General features: G+C 66.7%; 21 protein-coding genes and 1 tRNA gene. 17 read left to right on the top strand and 5 right to left on the bottom strand.

Features of this window, described 5'->3' with window-relative positions; genetic code table 11:
- The first annotated feature begins 8 nt into the window (after positions 1 to 8).
- From EPO41_RS11020 to EPO41_RS11090, 15 genes are all read left to right on the top strand, one after another.
- Entirely contained in the window at positions 9 to 485 is a 477-nt protein-coding gene (locus tag EPO41_RS11020) for an Rrf2 family transcriptional regulator (RefSeq protein ID WP_296324675.1), read from the top strand.
- 13 nt (positions 486 to 498) lie between these two features.
- Positions 499 to 1,629, top strand: a complete 1,131-nt coding sequence (locus EPO41_RS11025; protein ID WP_296324679.1) for a cysteine desulfurase family protein — start codon at positions 499 to 501, stop codon at positions 1,627 to 1,629.
- 18 nt (positions 1,630 to 1,647) lie between these two features.
- Positions 1,648 to 2,886, top strand: a complete 1,239-nt coding sequence (locus EPO41_RS11030) for an IscS subfamily cysteine desulfurase (protein WP_296324681.1) — start codon at positions 1,648 to 1,650, stop codon at positions 2,884 to 2,886.
- Between the two features lie 36 nt (positions 2,887 to 2,922).
- Positions 2,923 to 3,324 carry a Fe-S cluster assembly scaffold IscU gene (gene iscU, locus EPO41_RS11035; protein WP_296324683.1) on the top strand — a complete coding sequence of 134 codons (402 nt, stop codon included), beginning with the start codon at positions 2,923 to 2,925 and terminating at the stop codon, positions 3,322 to 3,324.
- 20 nt (positions 3,325 to 3,344) lie between these two features.
- Positions 3,345 to 3,746: an iron-sulfur cluster assembly accessory protein gene (locus EPO41_RS11040; RefSeq protein ID WP_296324686.1), complete on the top strand. Its 402-nt coding sequence runs from the start codon at positions 3,345 to 3,347 to the stop codon at positions 3,744 to 3,746.
- Positions 3,747 to 3,755: 9 nt separating this feature from the next.
- On the top strand, positions 3,756 to 4,268 hold the full coding sequence (gene hscB, locus EPO41_RS11045; RefSeq protein WP_296324688.1) for a Fe-S protein assembly co-chaperone HscB: 513 nt from the start codon (positions 3,756 to 3,758) through the stop codon (positions 4,266 to 4,268).
- Positions 4,265 to 6,160 carry a Fe-S protein assembly chaperone HscA gene (gene hscA, locus EPO41_RS11050; protein WP_296324691.1) on the top strand — a complete coding sequence of 632 codons (1,896 nt, stop codon included), beginning with the start codon at positions 4,265 to 4,267 and terminating at the stop codon, positions 6,158 to 6,160. The genes hscB and hscA overlap by 4 nt, the downstream gene beginning before the upstream one ends.
- An 18-nt stretch (positions 6,161 to 6,178) precedes the next feature.
- A complete protein-coding gene (locus EPO41_RS11055) occupies positions 6,179 to 6,514 on the top strand; it encodes a ferredoxin family 2Fe-2S iron-sulfur cluster binding protein (RefSeq protein ID WP_296324700.1) in 336 nt (111 codons plus the stop codon).
- A gap of 9 nt (positions 6,515 to 6,523) precedes the next feature.
- Positions 6,524 to 6,730: a Fe-S cluster assembly protein IscX gene (iscX, locus tag EPO41_RS11060; protein WP_295136067.1), complete on the top strand. Its 207-nt coding sequence runs from the start codon at positions 6,524 to 6,526 to the stop codon at positions 6,728 to 6,730.
- Positions 6,731 to 6,801: 71 nt separating this feature from the next.
- The gene (locus EPO41_RS11065; protein WP_296324704.1) at positions 6,802 to 7,371 is read left to right on the top strand and encodes a hypothetical protein; all 570 of its coding nucleotides are present in this window, start codon (positions 6,802 to 6,804) and stop codon (positions 7,369 to 7,371) included.
- Positions 7,372 to 7,407: 36 nt separating this feature from the next.
- Positions 7,408 to 7,935 (top strand): hypothetical protein, encoded by a 528-nt coding sequence (locus tag EPO41_RS11070; protein ID WP_296324707.1) that lies wholly within the window; start codon positions 7,408 to 7,410, stop codon positions 7,933 to 7,935.
- Between the two features lie 45 nt (positions 7,936 to 7,980).
- Positions 7,981 to 9,120 carry a tRNA 2-thiouridine(34) synthase MnmA gene (gene mnmA / locus EPO41_RS11075; protein ID WP_296324708.1) on the top strand — a complete coding sequence of 380 codons (1,140 nt, stop codon included), beginning with the start codon at positions 7,981 to 7,983 and terminating at the stop codon, positions 9,118 to 9,120.
- A gap of 43 nt (positions 9,121 to 9,163) precedes the next feature.
- Positions 9,164 to 10,162 carry a tripartite tricarboxylate transporter substrate binding protein gene (locus EPO41_RS11080; RefSeq protein WP_296324710.1) on the top strand — a complete coding sequence of 333 codons (999 nt, stop codon included), beginning with the start codon at positions 9,164 to 9,166 and terminating at the stop codon, positions 10,160 to 10,162.
- A 37-nt stretch (positions 10,163 to 10,199) separates the two neighbouring features.
- Positions 10,200 to 11,465, top strand: coding sequence for an alkaline phosphatase family protein (locus EPO41_RS11085; RefSeq protein WP_296324712.1), 1,266 nt, complete (start codon positions 10,200 to 10,202; stop codon positions 11,463 to 11,465).
- 59 nt (positions 11,466 to 11,524) lie between these two features.
- Positions 11,525 to 11,601 (top strand) — tRNA-Met (locus tag EPO41_RS11090).
- 159 nt (positions 11,602 to 11,760) lie between these two features.
- On the opposite strand, the gene EPO41_RS11095 is transcribed toward EPO41_RS11090, so the two are convergent.
- Positions 11,761 to 12,480, bottom strand: coding sequence for an alpha/beta family hydrolase (locus tag EPO41_RS11095; RefSeq protein ID WP_296324713.1), 720 nt, complete (start codon positions 12,478 to 12,480; stop codon positions 11,761 to 11,763).
- Between the two features lie 294 nt (positions 12,481 to 12,774).
- On the opposite strand from EPO41_RS11095, the gene EPO41_RS11100 reads away from it, so the two are divergent.
- Both EPO41_RS11100 and EPO41_RS11105 read left to right on the top strand, forming a co-directional pair.
- Positions 12,775 to 13,797 carry an NAD(P)/FAD-dependent oxidoreductase gene (locus tag EPO41_RS11100; protein WP_296324715.1) on the top strand — a complete coding sequence of 341 codons (1,023 nt, stop codon included), beginning with the start codon at positions 12,775 to 12,777 and terminating at the stop codon, positions 13,795 to 13,797.
- Between the two features lie 85 nt (positions 13,798 to 13,882).
- On the top strand, positions 13,883 to 14,551 hold the full coding sequence (locus tag EPO41_RS11105; protein ID WP_296324717.1) for a hypothetical protein: 669 nt from the start codon (positions 13,883 to 13,885) through the stop codon (positions 14,549 to 14,551).
- Positions 14,552 to 14,558: 7 nt separating this feature from the next.
- Here EPO41_RS11105 and EPO41_RS11110 read toward each other — a convergent pair whose 3' ends face one another.
- From EPO41_RS11110 to EPO41_RS11125, 4 genes are read right to left on the bottom strand one after another with little or no spacing between them, the layout of a single operon-like run.
- Positions 14,559 to 15,635, bottom strand: a complete 1,077-nt coding sequence (locus EPO41_RS11110; protein WP_296324719.1) for a dipeptide ABC transporter ATP-binding protein — start codon at positions 15,633 to 15,635, stop codon at positions 14,559 to 14,561.
- Positions 15,632 to 16,639, bottom strand: a complete 1,008-nt coding sequence (locus tag EPO41_RS11115) for an ABC transporter ATP-binding protein (RefSeq protein WP_296324722.1) — start codon at positions 16,637 to 16,639, stop codon at positions 15,632 to 15,634. Before EPO41_RS11115 ends, EPO41_RS11110 begins: the two co-directional genes overlap by 4 nt.
- A 10-nt stretch (positions 16,640 to 16,649) precedes the next feature.
- A complete protein-coding gene (locus EPO41_RS11120; protein WP_296324723.1) occupies positions 16,650 to 18,113 on the bottom strand; it encodes an amidohydrolase family protein in 1,464 nt (487 codons plus the stop codon).
- A gap of 34 nt (positions 18,114 to 18,147) precedes the next feature.
- Positions 18,148 to 19,722 (bottom strand): ABC transporter substrate-binding protein, encoded by a 1,575-nt coding sequence (locus EPO41_RS11125; RefSeq protein ID WP_296324725.1) that lies wholly within the window; start codon positions 19,720 to 19,722, stop codon positions 18,148 to 18,150.
- Positions 19,723 to 19,724 lie beyond the last annotated feature (2 nt).

A 19,724-nucleotide genomic window follows, 5' to 3' on the forward strand; every position in this document is an offset into this window, starting at 1 on the left:
AGGATGCTGTGAAGCTCAGCACCAAGGGACGTTACGCCGTCATGGCGATGGTTGATCTGGCCCGGCACGCGCAGGCGAAGCCGGTCAGCCTGTCGGATATCGCCACCCGTCAGGAAATCTCCCTGTCATATCTCGAGCAGCTTTTCGCCCGTTTGCGGCGCGCCGGTCTCGTCAAGAGCGTCCGCGGTCCCGGCGGCGGCTATCGCCTGGCGAGGGGCTCGGCGGACACGAGAGTGTCGGAAATCATCCTGGCGGTGGACGAGCCGATCAGCGCCACGCGCTGCACCGAGATGGGGGCGACCGGGTGCCGGGCGGATCGCAGCAAGTGCCTGACGCACGATCTGTGGGAAGAACTGGGCAACCAGATCCACCTGTTCCTGAGTTCGGTGACCCTGCTCGACGTGCTGGAGCGCAAGCTCGCGCCCCGGTTCATCGAGGCGCCGGCCGCGGCGAACACCGAATCCTCGATGGCCGCCGCCAGCTAGTCCGAAAAGTCCGATGTCCGCTCTCGCTTACCTGGACCATAACGCCACCAGCCCCCTGAGGCCGGCGGCGTTCGATGCCGTGGTCGAAGCGCTGCGGGCAGGCGGCAATCCCTCGTCGGTCCATGGCGCTGGCCGCAAGGCGCGGGCGATCGTCGACAAGGCGCGCCGAGAGGTGGCGTCCCTTGTGGGCGCCAGTATCACCGGGACGATTTTCACGTCCGGCGGCACCGAAGCCAACAACCTGGCCCTGGCGGGTGCCGGACGCCGGCGGGTGTTGGTGTCGGCGATCGAGCATGACAGCGTTCGCCGTGCCGTCCCGCAGGCGGAACTCCTTCGGGTCGACGGCGACGGCGTTCTCGACCTCGCGGCTCTGGAACGCGCGCTCGCGGCGTCGGCCGAGCCGGCGCTGGTGTCGGTGATGCTGGCCAATAACGAAACCGGCGTACTGCAGCCGATCGCCGAAGTTGTGCGCCTGGCGCGCGCGGCCGGCGCGCTGGTGCATTGCGATGCCGTCCAGGGAGTGGGGAAGGTGCCGGTCGACTTCCGGAGCCTCGGTGTCGACTATCTCAGCCTTTCCGCCCACAAGCTGGGCGGCCCGACGGGCGCCGGGGCGTTGATTGTGCGCAACGGCGCGCCGCTTCAGCCCGATCGTCGCGGCGGAGGGCAGGAATCCAATCGTCGTGCGGGCACCGAGAATGTGCCGGGCATTGCCGGCTTCGGCGCCGCTGCCGGTGAGGCCGCTACAGGTCTCGACGTGGCGGCACTCCGTGATCGGATCGAATTTTCCCTTGTCCAGATTGCGGCGAATGCCAAGGTTTACGGTGTAAAAGTGCCGAGAGTTGGCAATACGACCTGCATTTCCATGCCCGGCGTGCCGGCAGAAACTCAGGTGATGGCGCTCGATCTTGCCGGTGTCTGCATTAGTGCCGGTGCGGCCTGTTCCTCCGGAAAGGTCCAGCGGTCGCCGGTCCTCGAGGCGATGGGCGTTCCGGCAGCGGAAGCCGCCTGTGCGACCCGAATCAGCCTGGGTTGGAATACGCAGGCGGCCGACATCGAGCGCTTGATCGCCGCATGGCAGAGCCTATATATCCGAGTAAGTCAGTCGGATATTTCCCACACCGACTCCAGGGCCAGGGCAGCGTAGGAGTATCAAGGGGTTAGCATGACAGCCATTACCCAAATCCGGCGCAACGACCAGCCGATCTATCTCGACTATCAGGCGACGACGCCGATGGACCCGCGGGTCCTCGAAGCCATGATGCCTTACTTCACTCACAAGTTCGGCAATTCGGGCTCGCGCAGCCACGCCTATGGCTGGGAAGCGGAAGAGGGCACCGAGAAGGCGCGCGCCCAGGTCGCGAAGCTGATCGGTGCCGACGAGAAGGAAGTGATCTTCACTTCCGGCGCCACCGAATCGAACAACCTCGCCATCCGCGGCGTGGCCGAGTTCTACAAGGACCGGAAGAACCACATCATCACAACGGTGACCGAGCACAAATGCGTGCTCGACACCTGCCGCCACCTCGAGCAGCAGGGTTTCGAAGTCACCTATCTGCCGGTCCGCAAGGACGGCCTGCTCGATCTCGACGTGCTGCGCGCGGCGATCACCGACAAGACGGTGTTGGTCTCGGTCATGGCCGTGAACAACGAGATCGGCGTCATCCAGCCGCTGGCCGAAATCGGCAGGATCTGCCGCGAAAAGAAGGTCTTCTTCCACACCGACGCGGCCCAGGCTGCGGGCAAGATCCCGCTCGATGTCGAGGCACTGAACGTCGACCTGATGAGCATCTCAGGCCACAAGATCTACGGGCCCAAGGGCATCGGCGCGCTCTATGTCCGGCGCAAGCCGAGGGTGCGCCTGGTGCCGATGATCGTCGGCGGCGGCCAGGAGCGCGGCTTCCGCTCCGGGACCCTGCCGACGCCGCTCTGCGTCGGTCTGGGCGAGGCGGCCGAGATCTGCATGAAGGAGATGGACGCCGAGGCCAAGCGGCTGAAGAAGCTGCAGGAGCGCATGCTGAAGGGGTTGCAGGCGAAGCTCACGGATATCGTCGTCAATGGCGACCTCGAGCACCGTATCCCCGGCAACCTCAACATCAGCTTCGCGTATGTCGAAGGCGAGTCGCTGATGATGGGCATCAAGAACCTGGCGGTTTCGTCCGGTTCGGCCTGCACCTCGGCCTCGCTGGAGCCCAGTTACGTGCTGCGTGCTCTGGGCGTCGAGGAGGACATGGCGCACACCTCGCTGCGCATCGGTCTCGGCCGCTTCACGACGGAGCACGAGGTCGATACCGCCGTTGATGAGCTGGTGCGCCACGTCAACAAGCTGCGCGAGATGAGCCCGCTCTGGGAGATGGCCCAGGAAGGCATCGATATCAAATCCATCGAGTGGGCTGCCCACTAACCCTTCGGCTGCCGCTCGAGAATTGAGGAGAGTGTCATGGCTTACAGCGAAAAGCTGATCGATCACTACGAGAACCCGCGCAACATCGGATCGTTCGACAAGGCGGCCGAGGATGTCGGCACCGGCCTGGTGGGCGCGCCGGCCTGCGGCGACGTGATGAAGCTGCAGATCAAGGTCGGCGCCGACGGGCTGATCGAGGATGCCAAGTTCAAGACCTTCGGCTGTGGCTCGGCGATCGCCTCCAGCTCGCTCGTCACCGAGTGGGTGAAAGGCAAGACGATCGACGAGGCCGAGACGATCAAGAACACCGACATCGCCAAGCATCTGGCGCTTCCGCCGGTGAAGATCCACTGCTCGGTCCTCGCCGAGGACGCGATCAAGGCGGCGATTGCCGACTATCGCGCCAAGGCGACCAAGAAGGCCGACGCGGCCGAGTAGCCATTCCGGAGCACACGCGTATGACCACGACCACCGAGACCCCAAAGCCCGCCGCGGCTGCCCCGGCTGCGCCGCGGCCGCGCCGCCCCCGTCCGAAGCTCATGACGGTGACGCCGCTCGCGGCCGAGCGTGTGAAGGCGCTGATCGACGGTCGCGGCAAGCCGACGGCGGGCGTCCGGATCGGCGTGCGTACCAAAGGCTGCTCGGGCTTGAGCTATACGCTGGAGTTCGCCGACAAGCAGGAGCCGATGGACGAGGTCATCGAGGCCGAGGGCATCAAGCTGCTGGTCGATCCGAAGGCCTCGCTGTTCCTGATCGGCACCGAGATGGACTACGAGGAAGAGAAGCTGAAGGCGGGCTTCGTGTTCCGGAACCCGAACGAGAAGGGCCGCTGCGGCTGCGGCGAATCCTTCCACGTCTGAAGACCGGTCATGGATCATTTCGCGCGGCTGGGACTGCCGGCGGCGCTCGACCTCGACGCCGCGACGCTCGACCGGGCCTATTTCGCGCTCCAGCGTCAGTGGCATCCCGACCGGTTCGTCTCCAAGCCTCCCGCGGAGCGGGCACGTGCCTCAGGCGAGGCAGCGTCCGTCAATGAAGCGTATCGCACGCTGAAGGATCCACTGAGCCGCGCCTTCTACATGGCCGAGCGGGCCGGCGTGGAACTGCCGGGTGACGGCAAGACGATCGACGACCCGGACCTGCTGATGGAAGCCATGGAAGCGCGTGAGGCGCTGCAGGACGCCGGCACGCCGGAAGCGGTCGACAAGTTGGCTGCCGAAGCCCGGCAGGACGTCCAGAAGGCGCTGGCGGGCCTCGCCAGTTTGTTCTTGGCAAACGACAGGGCCGCCATCAGAAAGGCGCTCCTTCGCTTGCGCTATCTCGACAAATTCGCCGAAGAGGCGCGGGCACGACGCATGAATATCGAACGGTCGACTGCATGACCTTGCTGGAGATCCACGAACCGGGCGAAACGCCGCTGCCGCATGCCGGCGAGGGCTCGCTGGCGGTCGGCATCGATCTCGGCACGACCAACTCCGTGGTTGCCATAGCGCGCGACGGGACACCGGCGGCGTTGCACGACGAGACGGGCAGGGCGCTGGTGCCGTCTGTGGTGGCCTATCCCGAGGCGGGCGGCGTACTGGTGGGCGACGATGCGCGCGCCGTCATCGCCAGCGAGCCGCGCAACGTCGTGGCCTCGATCAAGCGCCTGATGGGACGAGGCGCCGCCGACCTTCATGCCGTGGCCGGCGTGCTGCCCTATGAGGTCGAGCCGGGCACCGGCGAGACCGACATGGTTAAGCTGCGCATTGGCGGCAGGGCGCGCTCGCCGGTCGAAATTTCCGCCGAGATCCTGAAGGCGCTTCGCGCCCGCGCCGAGGCGGCCCTGGAAAAGCCTGTCGAGCGCGCCGTCATCACCGTGCCGGCCTATTTCGACGATGCCGCGCGCACCGCGACCCGCGATGCCGCCCGCGTGGCCGGTCTGGAAGTGCTGCGGCTGGTCAACGAGCCGACGGCGGCCGCGCTGGCCTACGGCCTCGACAAGGGCTCCGAGGGCCTCTACGCGGTCTACGACCTGGGCGGCGGCACCTTCGACTTCTCGCTGCTGCGGCTCGAGAAGGGCGTGTTCCAGGTGCTGGCCACCGGCGGCGATACGGCGCTGGGAGGTGACGATTTCGATCGTGCTATTGCAGAGCGCATGCTGGGTGAGCGCACCCGCGATGGTCTCGCCGACGAGGTCGACGAAACGGCGGTGAAGGCCGCGCTGGCGCTGGCCCGCCACATGAAGGAACAGCTTTCCGACCGCGACCTGACCTCGGGCCGTCTCGAGATCGCCGGCGTCCCGTCCTTCCACACGCTGACGCGCGACGAGTTCGAGGCGATGGTCGGCGCCTACGTCGCGCGCACGCTCGACATCTCGCGCAACGTGCTGGCCGATGCCGGCATGAAGGCGACCGATATCGAGGGTGTGGTGCTGGTCGGCGGCTCGACGCGCGTGCCGCTGGTGCGCAAGAAGGTCGCTGAAATGATCGGCAAGCCGCCGCTCACCGACATCGATCCCGACGAGGTCGTGGCGCTGGGCGCCGCCCTGCAGGCCGAGGCCTTGACCGGCGGCGGCGACACGCTGCTGCTCGACGTGACCCCGCTGTCGCTCGGCCTGGAAACGATGGGCGGCATCGTCGAGAAGATCGTGCCGCGCAACACGCCGATCCCGGCGCAGCTCGCGCAGGATTTCACGACCTACCAGGACGGCCAGAGCGCCATGGCGATCCATGTCGTGCAGGGCGAACGCGAGATGGTCGCCGACTGCCGCAGCCTGGCCCGCTTCGAGCTTTCGGGCATTCCGCCGATGACGGCCGGTGCGGCCCGCATCCGCGTGAGCTTCGCGGTCGATGCCGACGGGCTGCTCACCGTTTCGGCGGAGGAGCGCACGACCGGCGTTGCCCAGCGCGTCGAGGTGAAGCCGTCCTATGGCCTCAGCCACGAGGACATGGCCGACATGCTCTACGACGGCATGGACAATGCCGAGGTCGACATGAACCTGCGCCTGCTGACCGAGGCGAGGGTCGAGGCCCGGCGTGGCATTCTGGCGCTGGAGGCAGCCCTCGCGAAGGATGGCAAACTGCTGTCGGAAGAGGAGCGCGCGGCGATCGACGAGGCGCGGGCGCGGCTGGAAACGGCGATGGAAGGCGAAAGCCGGGACGAGATCAATGCGGCGGCCGAGGCGCTCGAGGCGCTGTCCAAGCCCTTCGCGGAGCGGCGCATGGACCGCGGCATCCGGGAGGCGCTGTCGGGCATGTCCATGGGCGAGCTGGAAAACCGGGTCGGCGAGTAGGCGGAGCGAGAACGAGAGATGCCGAAGATGACGTTTGTCCTGCGGGACGGGACGCGCAAGGAAGTCGATGCACCGCTGGGTCTTTCGGTGCTCGAGATCGCGCACCGGAACCACGTCGACATCGAGGGCGCCTGCGAGGGCTCGCTCGCCTGTTCGACCTGCCATGTCGTGGTCGAGAGCGTCTGGTTCGAGAAGCTCGCGCCCGCCAGCGACGACGAGGAAGACATGCTCGACCTTGCGTTCGGTCTCACGCACACATCCCGCCTGGGCTGCCAGATTCGCATGACCGAGGCTCTCGACGGGCTGGTGGTCAAGCTGCCGGCGGCGACCCGCAACATGATGGTCGACAAGTAGGAGAGGCCGATGGCCCGCAAGCTGCGCTGGACCGATGTGCAGGACATCGCGATCGAGCTCGAGGAGCGCCATCCCGACGTCGACAACGTCAACCTGCGCTTCACCGACCTGCATCGCTGGGTGATGGAACTGCCTGATTTCGCGGACGATGCCGCGCGCTCGAACGAGAAGATCCTCGAGGCGATCCAGGCCGCCTGGATCGACGAGCGCGACTAGGTCGGCGCTTGCCAGGCGCCGCAATTTGGCCGGAAATATGGGCGACACACGATGATCCGGGAGGGGTCCCCATGATCGCGACGAGAGTGCGTCCTCTGCTGCTGCCGCTGGTGCTGGCAGCGGGACTGGGCGCTTGTGCGTCCAACGCCGTCCAGCCCGGAATCGTGAGTTCGACGGCGCCGGTCTATGGCGGACCGGCGGGCGCGGCTCCGCCGCCGGGCGCGCCGACGCAGGTCGCCTACGCCACGCCGGTCGGCGGTCCCGGTCGGGTGGTCTCTATCCGCGAGGTAGGGCTGGCCGGCAGCGGCGGTTCCGGCAGCGGCAACGGGGCCCTGATGGGCGGCATCATCGGCGGCGGTGTCGGCGCCACGATCGGCGCGATCACCAGCCAGACGGTGGGTGGCGGTCTCGTTGGCCTTCTGCTCGGCACCGTGGGCGGCGCGATTGCCGGCACCATCGCTGACGGACAACGCAGCGGCGGCCGCGGCATCGAGGTCACGGTGCAGCGGGACGATGGGCAGAGCATCACCGTGGCGCAGCGCGATGACGGGGACGTCCAGTTGGGCGACCGCGTACAGATCGTGCAGGATGGTCGCGGCGTTGCGCGGGTGGTGCGGGATACGTCGCGCAACCTGGATTGAATTCCTCACGTTTGTTTTGATTGAAGAGTGCGAAAGGTGTCCCTTCAGATGTTCGGCAATTGGCGCGTCGGTCTTCTCGTTCCAGCCGTGCTCGCAATGGGACTGAGCGCCTGCAACGGCAGCAGCGGTGCGGTACAGCCCGGCGTGGTCAACACCTCCTCGCAAGGCGCCAGTTACCGCGGCGAGCAGGGCCGGGTGGTCTCGATCCGCGAGGTGCAGGTGCGTGGAAGCCGCGGCTCGGGGATGAGCGACGGCACGCTGATCGGCGGCGGCCTGGGCGCGGTCGGCGGTGCCGTGGCCGGTGGCGCGATCACCAATTCCGCGGGCGGCGCCGTGGTCGGCGGCCTGCTCGGTGCCGTGGCGGGCGGCATTGCGGGCACAGCGATCGACCAGAACGCGCCCCGGCGCGGCATCGAAGTCACGGTCCAGCGGGACGACGGCCAGCGCGTGACGGTCGCCCAGCCCGACGACGGCGACATCCAGATGGGCGACCGTGTCGCCATCGTCTACGACCGCAACGGCGTGGCCAAGGTCGTCCGCGACAGCGGCTACCGTCGCGATTAGCCGCGGCTGGCGGGGGTGGGGGACGAGGCCTATATAGGCCCCGCCATGTCCCGCCCGTCCTCCCTCAATTCCCTCGGTATCGATAAGGCGCCCGCGGATACCCGCGTGGTGGTCGCCATGTCGGGCGGCGTGGATTCGTCGGTGACAGCAGCGCTCCTGAAGGAGCAGGGCTATGACGTGGTGGGCGTCACCCTGCAGCTCTATGACCACGGCGTCGCGGTGGGGAAGGCAGGCGCCTGCTGCGCCGGCCAGGACATCCAGGACGCGCGGCAGGTCGCTGAACGCCTGTCGATCCCGCACTACGTGCTCGACTATGAGAGCCGTTTCCGCGCCGAGGTGATGGACTCCTTCGCCGATGCCTATGCGCGCGGCGAGACGCCGGTGCCGTGCATCGCCTGCAATCGGACCGTCAAGTTCCGCGATCTGCTGAAGACGGCACGCGAGCTCGGTGCCGAGGCGCTGGCGACCGGCCACTACGTCCGCCGCGTGATGGGCGAGGCGGGGCCGGAGCTGCACCGCGGTGCCGACCCGGCGCGCGACCAGAGCTACTTCCTGTTCGGCACGACGCGCGAGCAACTCGATTTCCTGCGCTTCCCCCTGGGCGATCTTCCCAAGAGCGAGACGCGTGCACTGGCCGGTCGCTTCGACCTGGCGGTCGCGGACAAGCCCGACAGCCAGGACATCTGCTTCGTGCCCAATGGCAACTATGCATCGGTTGTCCAGAAGCTGCGGCCCGAGGCCGTCGAGCCGGGCGAGGTCGTCGACATGGCCGGCAACGTGGTCGGCCGCCACGAGGGCATCGTATGCTACACGGTCGGCCAGCGTCGCGGCCTGGCGCTGGGCGGGCGTGACGGAACCGATAATGATCCCCTCTATGTCGTGCGGCTGGAGCCCGCGACGCGCCGTGTGGTCGTGGGCCCTAGGTCGGCGCTCGGCCGGGACGAGATCACGCTGTATGACGTGAACTGGCTGGATGCTCCTCACGTGGGACATCTGCCGGTGCAGGTCCGCGTGCGCTCCAGCCAGTCCTTGCGTCCTGCGGAGATCGAGCTGACGGATGAGGGGGCCTTCGTGCGCTTCGCCGAGCCGGAAGTCGGCGTCTCGCCGGGACAGGCCTGCGTGGTCTACGATGCCGCGACAGGCAGTCGCGTGCTGGGCGGCGGTTTCATCCGGCGCCCGACATGATCCTGTAACCGCCGCGTCACCTGTTGCCCGGATAAGGCCGGGCATGACGAGCGAATTCACCCAGCGTCCCTTCTCGCGTCGCGATTCCCTCGCGGCACTCCTCCTGGCCTTTTCGGCGGCGGCGCCGTCCGCGGTGCGCGCGGACACCTATCCCGCCAAGCCGGTCAAGTTGATCATTCCCTATCCGCCGGGCGGCGGCACCGACATCACCGGGCGTGCGATGGCGGCGCGTCTGTCGGATGTGCTCGGCCAAACCGTGGTCATCGAGAACAAGCCCGGAGCCACCGGCATGATCGGTGCTGCCAGCGTCGCGAAGGCGCCGGCCGACGGCTATACGGTCCTGTTCGGCGCGGCGAGCGAGATGGCGATCAACGCCAGCCTGTTCAAGAACATGACCTACGACCCGCGCACCGACTTCGAGCCGGTGACCCTGGTGGCGACCTTCCCCCTGGTCTTCGTCGCTTCAGCGACCTCGACGCGATCGCTGCAAGAACTGATCGAAGCCGCGCGCGCCAAGCCCGACACGGTCAGCTATGGATCGATCGGCAGCGGTAGCCCGCAGCATCTCGCGGCCGAACTCCTGTCGAGCATGGCCAAGGCCAAATTCCTCCACATTCCCTACAAAGGCTCGGGCCCGCTGGTGCAGGATGCCGTGGGCGGTCACATCGACATGGCCGTGAGCAGCGTGCCGCCGGCGGTGCCGCTGGTTCGCTCGGGGAAGCTGCGCGCGCTGGCCGTGACCTCGACGGTCCGCTCTGAGGCGCTGCCCGACGTGCCGACGATGGCGGAACTGGGCTTTCCCGGCTACGAGTTCAACACTTGGGTCGGCGTCGCCGTGCCGAAGGGCACCCCGAAGGAGATCGTCGACAGGCTGCGGGTCGGCCTGGTCGGCGCGCTCGCCGCCGCCGAGGTCCAGAGCGCGCTGCGCGACCAGGGCGCGGTGCCGGTCGGTTCGACGGCGGAACAGTTCCGCCAGTTCGTGCTCGACGAGGTCGCAAAGAGCGACCGGATCGTTTCGCAGGCAGGCATTCAGCCGGAATGACGATTCCCCGGGGCCGGGCATGGTCTATCATGGTCTCATGAACGGTTCCCGGCGCCGCAGGGCGATCCTGATCGTGTGCGACGGCCTCGGCGCCGAATGGATCGGCGAGGCGCGTACGCCGACCCTGGCGCGGCTGGTCGCCGGCCATCGCCGCGCCGGCGACCATCGCGCGGTCTTCCCCTCGGTCACGCGCGTCTCGGCCGCCTCGATCGCGACCGGCTGCTTTCCCGGCCGTCACGGGCTCGAGGGCAACCAGATGGCGCTGGTCGAGGACGGCCGCATCACCGTGCACAATGTCGGCGCGCCGTCCTTCCGGCAGACGATGCGCCGCGTGACGGGGCGAACCCTGCGCGTTCCCACGATGGCGGAGCGGCTGGCGAAGTCGGGCGGCCAGATCGCCTATTCGAACGTCTCGCCCGGCGCGGCCTATTTCCTCGATCCCGATCATTTCGGCACGGTGCTGCATCGCGCGGGTTCGTTCGGCCCCGGCGGCACATCGCTCATCGGCGACGCCCATCTCGACGTGAGCCACGATCTCGACGGCGACATCGAGATGACCCGGCGCTTCTGCGAGGAGGTCGTGCCGTCGGTCGATTTCAGGCTGGCCATCCTCTGGCTGGCGAACCCCGATCTCACCCTGCACCACGACCCGCTGGGCTCGCCCGCGCATATCCACGCGCTGGAGGTCACCGACCGGCTGGTGGCGCAGGTCGTCGAGACCGTGGAGGCGTATGAGGACCGGTTCGACACATTGGTCGTGGTCGGGTCGGACCACGGCCATGAAACCATCGGCCGCTCCGTCCATATCGGCAACTGGTTGGCTGAAAACGGCCTGGAGGCCGAGCTGAAGGAAGGCCGCATCGGCGTCGCGTCGCAAGGCACCGCGGCGCTGATCTACGCCATGGGCGAGGCAAGGGCTGCTGTCGAATATCTGCTGCCGACAATGCTCACGGAGCCCTGGGCGGGGTCGATCCTGACGGGCGAGGCGCTGGCCGCGACCGGCCTGACCAGCGACGCGCTGGTGGCTGCCGTCGACACGGCACGTCACGACGAACGCAACGAACATGGTGTCCCCGGCACGCGTTGGCTGGTCGAGGACGGGGAGGGCACGCCGGAGATCGGCTGCGGTCACCATGGTGGCCTGGGGCCGCGCGAAACCCGGCCCTTCCTGACCTTCATCCATCCCGAGGTCGGCCAGGGAGAGGCCCGTCGCAAGACGAGCCTCGTCGATATCGCCCCCACCATCCTGGGCTTTCTGGGAGAGCCTGTGGACGACATGGACGGCGTGCCGCTGACGGGGTGAGCAGCGGCGCTGCATTTCTTGACAGAACGTCGCCCCGCCGCTTAATAGCGCCCACCCATGGCTGGGTAGCTCAGCTGGTTAGAGCACGGCACTCATAATGCCGGGGTCGGCGGTTCAAGTCCGCCCCCAGCTACCAATCCCCTCATCAACCGATTGAAAACATTACACAATCGGTTGGTGGGAGGGGAGGTCCCCGATCGGTGGGAACTTTTCAGCGTTTGACGCCAAGCATGCGCGTTGCGTGGCGGTTTCGCAGCCTTTGCGAAATGGCGAGTCGCACCCAAACTCCAGAGTTTCAAGTGTCGGCCAGAAGCCGGAAGCGTCGACCCTTCCTGCGTCCCTTCAGTTTGAAGTGATGTTCACCAGAGACGTACTCCCCAGCGGCAATCGCCGCGGCCACATCAGGGTGAGTCCTCAGGTAGAAGGCCTCGTCGAAACGCGCCCCCTTAGCCGGCAACCGTCGCTGAACGGTTTCCAGGAATTTCATTACTTTCTGAGCAACCGTGTCCCACTGGGATGGTGACAAATCAAAATCGTGGTCGGTGTCGACAAATCCTACGGTTACAGCTGGCGAAAGAGCGTAGTTTTCGGTGATCTCAATTGCTCCGTAAGTGTCCCGCGTCCCCTGGAAGATCAGCGTAGGGACCGTGATTTCGGCCAGGTGACTGAAGCGAATCGGCTCCAACACACTATTTGGATGTCGGAACGGGTAAGCAAAACAGATGACCGCTTTAACCGGCCGACGCATGGCAAACAGAGTCGCCACGCGACCGCCGGATGATCTCCCAATCAACACTTCCTGTCCTGCATCCTCATTCGCTGGAGCCATTTTCTCCAAGAGCGCCACTCGCTCCGATACATCGAGGCGCGAAGGCGATTCCTCGCTCCGAACTTTTATCTCCTCTCTGCCAATCCACTTGGAGAACACCGGCGCAAGCCGCCGCCGAGCGGCATCCTCGACAGCTGATCTTTTGAGAAATGAATCACCTGAAAGAAAATAGGCAGGACCAAACATCAAACGGACACTCCCCCTGAACTCATAGACTGGCGCGAACGACGGCGGCGTGAACCACCTTTGCCTTTGCCGGCACAGGAGTCTCAATATTGGAACCGCCATAGCGGTGGGAGCCACTTGCGGCAAAATCCTTGCGCCGCTATGCCCGGGCTCCCCGGTGGGAGCGGCCAGGTTCTTGATGTCCTCTTTTGCTACAAAGGCCGCCACCAACTACCAGTTCTGGCCCTGGTTCTGCGCCTCTGAGGTGCGGCCGGGGGCCTTTCATTTGCGCATCACCTGCGCCAATTTGTGACCATGGCCAACGGACACACCCAGCAGACTGACGTCATCATCATAGGGGCGGGGCCGGTCGGCCTTTTTGCCGTGTTCGAGTGCGGCATGGTCCGCCTCAACTGCCATGTCGTCGACGTGCTCGACGATGCCGGCGGTCAGTGCACGGCGCTGTATCCGGAGAAGCCGATCTACGACATTCCCGGCTTTCCCCGCATCGAGGCGGCCGAGCTGATCGTCCGGCTGAAGGCCCAGGCGGCGGCCTTCCGGCCGGTCTATCACCTGGGCGAGCAGGTCCAGGCGCTGGAGTCGCTGACCGGCGGCTTCTGGCGGCTGACGACGTCCAAGGGCTCCGTGTTGCAGGCCAAGGCGGTGATCATCGCCGCGGGCGTCGGAGCTTTCGGCCCCAATCGTCCGCCGCTGCCGGGCATCGAGGCTTACGAGGGCAGGAGCGTCTTCTACTACGTCACACAGCGCGAGACCTTCCGCGGCAAGCGGGTGGTGATCGCGGGCGGCGGCGACACGGCGGTCGACTGGGCGCTCTCGCTGGCGGACATCGCCGGCCGCGTCTCGGTGATCCACCGCCGCGACCGGTTCCGCGCAGCGCCCGACAGCGAGGCGCGACTGAAGGCGCTTGCGAAGGAGGGCAGGATCGACCTCGTCGTGCCGTACCAGCTCCATGGTCTGGAAGGCGATGACGGCCAGCTCACAGCGGTCACGGTCGCCACCCTCGAAGGGGCAACGAAGCGCATCGAAGCCGACGCGCTGCTGCCGTTCTTCGGCCTCTCGATGTCGCTGGGTCCGATCGCCGACTGGGGGCTGGCGCTCGAGCGCAACCAGATCGAGGTCGATCCCGCGACGGCCGCCACGAACAAGGCCGGCATCTTCGGCGTGGGCGACGTCGTCACCTATCCGGGCAAGCTGAAGCTGATCCTGACGGGCTTCGCGGAGGCGGCGATCGCCGCTCGCTCGGCCTATGCGCTGATCCATCCCGAGGCGCCGCTGCACTTCGAATATTCGACGACCTCGGGCGTGCCCGACGCCTGATTGGTCTGTCTTGGACGTAGTTTGCTCCGATGAAGAGCTCGGCTACCGCCGAGCCAGGACGCGGTTTGCGCCCGGAGAGAAGCTCATGCTGGACGAGGCGTATCGACTGGCCCACCTGCCGTTGATGGCGCCGGATCATCCCGACGTCATCCAGTCGCGAGCCGGTACGATCTATCGCAGCGGACGGCACGAGCGCATCTTCTCGCTCGTGCTGCCTGTGCCACCCGATGCGCTGGAGGAGTCCGCCGCGTATCAGGAATTGGAGCGCGAACTCAGGCACTTGCCCTTCGGGCACAAGATCGCCTGGGACCTTCTCGCGAAGCGCCGGGAGAGGCTCCATGCAACGATCTGCGGATCTCTCTCGAAGGATGTGCCGTATCGCGTTTCCGACGACGAGAGGGCGGCTCTCAGTGAGCTGGGCCGAATGCGCGTCGAGGTGCGGGGCCTGTTCTCCGGCAACATCAATGTCGGTCGCCTATACCTGCGCATCTATCCGGAGTGTCGGAACGGCATGAACCTGCTGCGCCGGATCCAGCGGACTCTCGGCAGGCCGGAAACGGACCTGTACCTCGTCGGCCTGTTCAACTTCGTGGATCACCTGGACCCTGTGGAAGCAGGGGCGCTGCGCGACCTTATCGAGCGGTGGTGGGACCGTCCCATCCTCACGCTCGACGTGGCCGCGCTCTGGCTCCTCGGCGCCACGGACGACCTCGTCCTGGACGCAGGGGTCGAGGACGTGATTTCGCTGGAATGAGCCGCTTTCAGGCCGCCGCGGAAAGCTTGCGCAGAGCGGCCAGGCGGCGGGCGTAGGGCGGATCGTTTTCCGGCACGAGGGCCGGCGGCACGATGCTTTCGGCGAAGTGGCAGGCCACGACCTGGCCCTCGACGCCGCTGCCATCCGGCAGCGGGCGCAACGCAGGCTCCTCCTGGCGGCAGCGGTCCTGGGCGTAGGCGCAGCGCGTGTGGAAGCGGCAGCCCTTGGGCGGGTTGAGCGGGCTCGGCACGTCGCCGGCCAGCCGGATGCGGGCGCGCTGGGCGGTGGGATCGGGCACCGGCACGGCGGACAGCAGCGCCTGCGTGTAGGGGTGCCGCGGCCTTGCGAACAGGCTGCGCTTGGGCGCCAGCTCGACGATCTTGCCGAGATACATGACGGCGACGCGGTCGGAGATGTGCCGTACCACGGCGAGGTCGTGGGCGATGAAGATGTAGGAGAGGCCGAACTTGCGCTTCAGGTCCTGCATCAGGTTGATAACCTGCGCCTGGATCGACACATCGAGCGCAGACACCGGCTCGTCGCAGACGATCAGCTTCGGTTGCGAGGCCAGCGCCCGGGCGATGCCGATGCGCTGGCGCTGGCCGCCGGAGAATTCGTGCGGATAGCGCAGCGCGTGCCAGGCGGAGAGTCCGACCTCGCCGAGCAGCTCGTCGATGCGCTTGCGCAGCGCCGCGCCCGACGCGAGGCCGTGCAGGCGCAGCGGCTCGGCCAGCGTCTCGCCCACGGTGAGACGCGGATTCAGTGACGCGTACGGATCCTGGAAGATGATCTGCATGTCGCGGCGCAGGTCGCGCAGCGCGCTGCGCGTGAGGCCGCGCACGTCGCGGCCGGCGAAGCGGATGGTGCCCTCGGTGGCCTCGATCAGGCGCAGTACGAGTCGGCCTGTCGTCGACTTGCCGCAGCCCGATTCACCCACCAGCGCCAGCGTCTCGCCCGGCGCCACGTCGAAGCTGAGGCCGTCGACCGCGCGTACGGTGCCGACCGCGCTCTGGAAGACGATGCCGCGCTTCACCGGGAAGTGCTTGGCGAGGCCGGTGACGGAGAGGAGGGGTTCGGTCGTCATTCGGCTGCCTCGGCGAGAACCAGGTCGAGCGGGGCCTTCCAGCAGGCGGCGCGATGGCCCGGCGCGATCTCGCGCAGGGCGGGCTGCTCGGCGCGGCATTTCCCGTCGGCGAGCGCGCAGCGCGGGCTGAAGCGGCAGCCGGGCGGCAGCGCGTAGGGGTTGGGCACCACGCCCTCGATGGCGGTCAGGCGCTCGTCGCCGTCGCTGCCCAGCCGCGGGATCGAGCCCAGGAGGCCGAGCGTATAGGGATGCTGCGGGTCGGCGAACAGCAGGCCGACCGGCGCTTCCTCGACGATGCGGCCGGCATACATGACGATCACGCGGTGCGCGAGTTCGGCCACCACGCCGAGATCGTGGGTGATCAGCATGATGGCGGCACCGGTGCGCTCACGCAGGTCGCGCAACAGGTCGAGGATCTGCGCCTGGATGGTGACGTCGAGCGCCGTGGTCGGCTCGTCAGCGATCAGCAGCTTCGGGTCGCAGGCGAGCGCCATGGCGATCATGACGCGTTGGCGCATGCCGCCAGAGAGCTGGTGCGGATATTCGTCGAGCCGGGTCTCGGGCGAGGGAATCTTCACCAGCTGCAGCATCTCGAGCGCGCGGGCGCGGGCGTCGGCAGCACTCAGCGAGCGGTGGAGCTGGACGGCCTCGATGATCTGATCGCCCACGGTCTGAACCGGGTTGAGGCTGGTCATCGGCTCCTGGAAGATCATCGCGATGTCGTCGCCACGGACGGCGCGCATGTCGCCTTCCGGCAGATCGAGGAGGTTGCGACCTTCCAATTTGATCTCGCCTGCCGTGATGCGGCCGGGCGGGTTGGGCACCAGCCGCATGATCGAGAGCGACGTCACCGACTTGCCGCAGCCGGATTCGCCCACGATGCCCAGCGTCTCGCCCGGTGCAAGCGAGAAGCTGATGCCGTCGACGGCCGGGAACGAGCTGCCGCCGGAGCGGAACTCCGTGCGCAGGCCTTTCACTTCGAGGAGGGGCGTCGTATCGCTCAAGCCGCGCGCCTCAAGTCACTGGCCGCGACTGCGGCAGGCGATCGCGCGTGCCGTAGACGGGAGGCGCGAGCTGGTCGGCGGTGCGGCCGGCCCAGTCGCGCTGGCTGACCGTTTCGAGCCGCTTGCGCTGGCCTTCGACGAGGCCGGCCGTGGCCGCCTCGACATCGACCGTCAGGACCTTGCCGTCCTTCACCACCTGGTTGCCGTCGACATAGACGTGACGGATGGCGCGGTCGCTCGCCGAGTAGATCAGGCTGCGCACCGGCTCGTGCGCCGGCTGCATGTAGGGATGGCTCATGTCGACCAGCGAGAAGTCGGCCTTGCAGCCCGGCGCCAGCCGCCCAAGGTCGGGCCGGCGCAGCATCTTCGCGCCGCCGATCGTGGCCGCCTCGAAGGCATGGCGCGTCGTGCCCATCTTGTAGTTCATGGTGAAGACGCGGGCGAGGTAACAGACCAGCCGGATCTCATCGAGCATGTTGTGCGGGAAGGTATCGGTGCCGATGCCGACCGTGATGCCCGCCTCCATGTAGCGGCCGATCGAATTCATCACCATGCCGCGCCGCGCGAACACGGTCGGGCAGTGTGCCACCGAGGCGCCGGAGTCGCGCAGCCGCTCGAAGTCGTTGGCGTGCGGGTAGTGGATCTGCGGATGGTCGTTGAGGAAGATGCCGTGGCCGATGATGAGGTCGGGGCCGAGCACGCCGATCGAGTCGAGCCATTCGATGGGCGTCTTGCCGTGGCGATGAACCATTTCGTGGAACTCGACGACGGCCTGGCAGGCGTGGGTCTGCATCGTCAGGCCGCGACGCCTGGCTTCCTGCAGGGCCTCCTTGAAGAAGCCTTCGCGGCAAGTATCAATCTGAGCTGGACCGACCATGCCGGAGAGACGGCCGCTCGGATGCTTTGCCGCTTCGTCGAGCGTCGCCATCGACGCTTCGAAAGCCTTCTCGCCGGCCTTCTCGTCCCAGGCATATTCGACCGTGTGGCCGTTCTTCGTGTACCAGACGCCCTGGCGCATCATCGGGCAGATGACGGCGCGGATGCCGGTCGAGGCCAGGTCGTCCGCCCAGCCGGGGCGTGCCATCGAAAGGTCGGTGATGGTCGTCACGCCGCTCTTCAGCAACTCCGAGACCGCGACCTTGGAGGAGGGACCGGCATCCTCGGGATTGAGGCCGAACACCGTCAGGTATTCGTAGAGCGAGCTCTGGCCGAGCTTGTCGCTGCCATACTCCTCGGTGAGGCCCTTGTTGGCGGGCTCGGAGAAGGGATGGCTGTGTACGTTGACGAGGCCGGGGATGGCCATCATCCCCTTCCCCTCGATGGTCGTATCGACCGGGCCCGTGTAGCCCGGTCCGACATGGGCGATCTCGTTGCCCTTGAACACGAGATCGGCATTTTCGAGGTAGACGTGCCGCCCTTCCGCCTCGTCCCACGCAACGACGTGGTCGAGGCCGGCGATCTTGGTCGTCTTCATAAGCGCTTCGCTCCGGTTGCTTGCTGACTGCTTGCTATTTGTAGGCGATGCCCAGGCCCTTGTAGAAGCCGCACCCGTAGTTGCCGTGCGCCTTGATGGGCTTCAGCTTGGAGCCGGCCACGACGAACAGCGGCTCGTGGAACAGCGGGATCCAGACGAAGGCATCGTGCACCTTCTGCTGCACCGCCTGGTAGGCGGCCGTGCGCGTCGCCTCGTCGGTTGCGGTCGAGCCCTTGTCGAGCAGCTCGTCCGTTTCCTTGTCCTTCCAGTTCATGCGGTTCGGGGTCGGCGCGTTGGTCGACCGGAAGTAGAGGTTCATCGCGTCGCCGGCGCTGACATAGGGGAAGCTCATGCCGAAGGCGTCGAACTCCTGCGTGGCGAGCTTGCCCCAGGCGACCGTCGCGTCGAACAGCTGGATCTGCAGGTCGATGCCGACCTTGCGCAGGTCGCCCTGCACGGCCTCGGCGATCTCCTTGAAGGCACCCGAGATGCCGTAGATCAGCGGCGCCAGCTTCTTGCCGTCCTTGTAGCGGAAGCCGTCCGGGCCCTTCTTCCAGCCGGCCTCGTCGAGCAGCTTCTCGGCTTCCTTGAGGTTCTCGCCATAGGCTGCCTTGTTGAGCTTGCCGTTGAAGTCGAGGACGTTGGGCATCAGCATCGTCGACGCCGGATCGGCGAAGCCGAAGGTCACGGCCTCGGTGATCGCCTTCTGGTCGACCGCGAGGTTCATCGCCTGGCGCACCCGCACGTCGTTGACCAGTTCCTTGTCGACCTTGAAGCCGATGAAGTAGGTCCAGAAGAAGTTCTCGGCCTTGGTCACCGACAGGTTCTTGTTGGCCTGCAGCTCCTTGATCGACCAGTAGGGCACGTACTGGCTGGCATCGGCCTGGCCGGCCTGCAGCGCGGTGACACGGGTATTCTCCTCAGGCACCACCTTCCAGATCACCTTGTCGACCTGCGCCTCGGTGTAGTCGTAGATCGGCGGGCCCCACTTGTAGCCCTTGTGCTTGGTCAGCACCGTCGAATCGCGCGGCGTCCAGCTCTCGAAGCAGTAGGGGCCGGTGCCGTCGAAGCCCTTCACGCCGAAATCGGCGCCGAGCTGCTTGGTCTGCTCGGTGTTCAGGATCGTGTGGAAGTACTGCGTCATCTGGTAGAGCAGCTCGGAGAACGGCTTCTTGAGCTTGTACTCCACCGTGACGTCGTCGGGCGCCGTGATCTTGTCGACGTCGCCCATGCGCCACTTCACGAGGCCCTTGGTCTCGGGATCGAGCCAGCGCTCGTAGGTGGCGACCACGTCCTTCGCCGTCATCTTCTTGCCGCTGCAGAAGGTGACATCGTCGCGCAGCTTGAACGTGTAGGTGAGGCCGTCGGGCGAGACCGTCCAGCTTTTGGCGAGGCCCGGCTTCAACGTCTTCATGTCGAAGTCGAGGTTCACCATCGTGTCACCCATCATGTAGATGACCTCGGCGCCCGAGCGGGCCGTCGACTTGTGGGGATCGTAGCGATCGGTGTCGATCTCGCGCACGATCGTCACGCTCTTCTGCGCCATCGCCGGCGCAGCGACGCCTGCCACGGCCACCGCGGCCAGCGCCGCCACTGTCAGTTTTCTCATGC

It is taken from the genome of Reyranella sp., from assembly GCF_004297265.1.
In the GTDB taxonomy this organism is placed as follows: Bacteria; Pseudomonadota; Alphaproteobacteria; order Reyranellales; family Reyranellaceae; genus Reyranella.

Bases quoted from the DNA above. Each gene is read 5' to 3' on its own strand.
- EPO41_RS11080 (WP_296324710.1), top strand. From the start codon at position 9,164: ATGACGAGCGAATTCACCCAGCGTCCCTTCTCGCGTCGCGATTCCCTC.
- EPO41_RS11055 (WP_296324700.1), top strand. From the start codon at position 6,179: ATGCCGAAGATGACGTTTGTCCTGCGGGACGGGACGCGCAAGGAAGTC.
- iscU (WP_296324683.1), top strand. From the start codon at position 2,923: ATGGCTTACAGCGAAAAGCTGATCGATCACTACGAGAACCCGCGCAAC.
- EPO41_RS11125 (WP_296324725.1), bottom strand. From the start codon at position 19,722: ATGAGAAAACTGACAGTGGCGGCGCTGGCCGCGGTGGCCGTGGCAGGC.
- EPO41_RS11095 (WP_296324713.1), bottom strand. From the start codon at position 12,480: ATGTTTGGTCCTGCCTATTTTCTTTCAGGTGATTCATTTCTCAAAAGA.
- EPO41_RS11100 (WP_296324715.1), top strand. From the start codon at position 12,775: ATGGCCAACGGACACACCCAGCAGACTGACGTCATCATCATAGGGGCG.
- EPO41_RS11085 (WP_296324712.1), top strand. From the start codon at position 10,200: ATGAACGGTTCCCGGCGCCGCAGGGCGATCCTGATCGTGTGCGACGGC.
- EPO41_RS11110 (WP_296324719.1), bottom strand. From the start codon at position 15,635: ATGACGACCGAACCCCTCCTCTCCGTCACCGGCCTCGCCAAGCACTTC.
- hscA (WP_296324691.1), top strand. From the start codon at position 4,265: ATGACCTTGCTGGAGATCCACGAACCGGGCGAAACGCCGCTGCCGCAT.
- EPO41_RS11040 (WP_296324686.1), top strand. From the start codon at position 3,345: ATGACCACGACCACCGAGACCCCAAAGCCCGCCGCGGCTGCCCCGGCT.
- EPO41_RS11065 (WP_296324704.1), top strand. From the start codon at position 6,802: ATGATCGCGACGAGAGTGCGTCCTCTGCTGCTGCCGCTGGTGCTGGCA.
- EPO41_RS11120 (WP_296324723.1), bottom strand. From the start codon at position 18,113: ATGAAGACGACCAAGATCGCCGGCCTCGACCACGTCGTTGCGTGGGAC.
- iscX (WP_295136067.1), top strand. From the start codon at position 6,524: ATGGCCCGCAAGCTGCGCTGGACCGATGTGCAGGACATCGCGATCGAG.
- mnmA (WP_296324708.1), top strand. From the start codon at position 7,981: ATGTCCCGCCCGTCCTCCCTCAATTCCCTCGGTATCGATAAGGCGCCC.
- EPO41_RS11025 (WP_296324679.1), top strand. From the start codon at position 499: ATGTCCGCTCTCGCTTACCTGGACCATAACGCCACCAGCCCCCTGAGG.
- EPO41_RS11030 (WP_296324681.1), top strand. From the start codon at position 1,648: ATGACAGCCATTACCCAAATCCGGCGCAACGACCAGCCGATCTATCTC.
- EPO41_RS11105 (WP_296324717.1), top strand. From the start codon at position 13,883: ATGCTGGACGAGGCGTATCGACTGGCCCACCTGCCGTTGATGGCGCCG.
- hscB (WP_296324688.1), top strand. From the start codon at position 3,756: ATGGATCATTTCGCGCGGCTGGGACTGCCGGCGGCGCTCGACCTCGAC.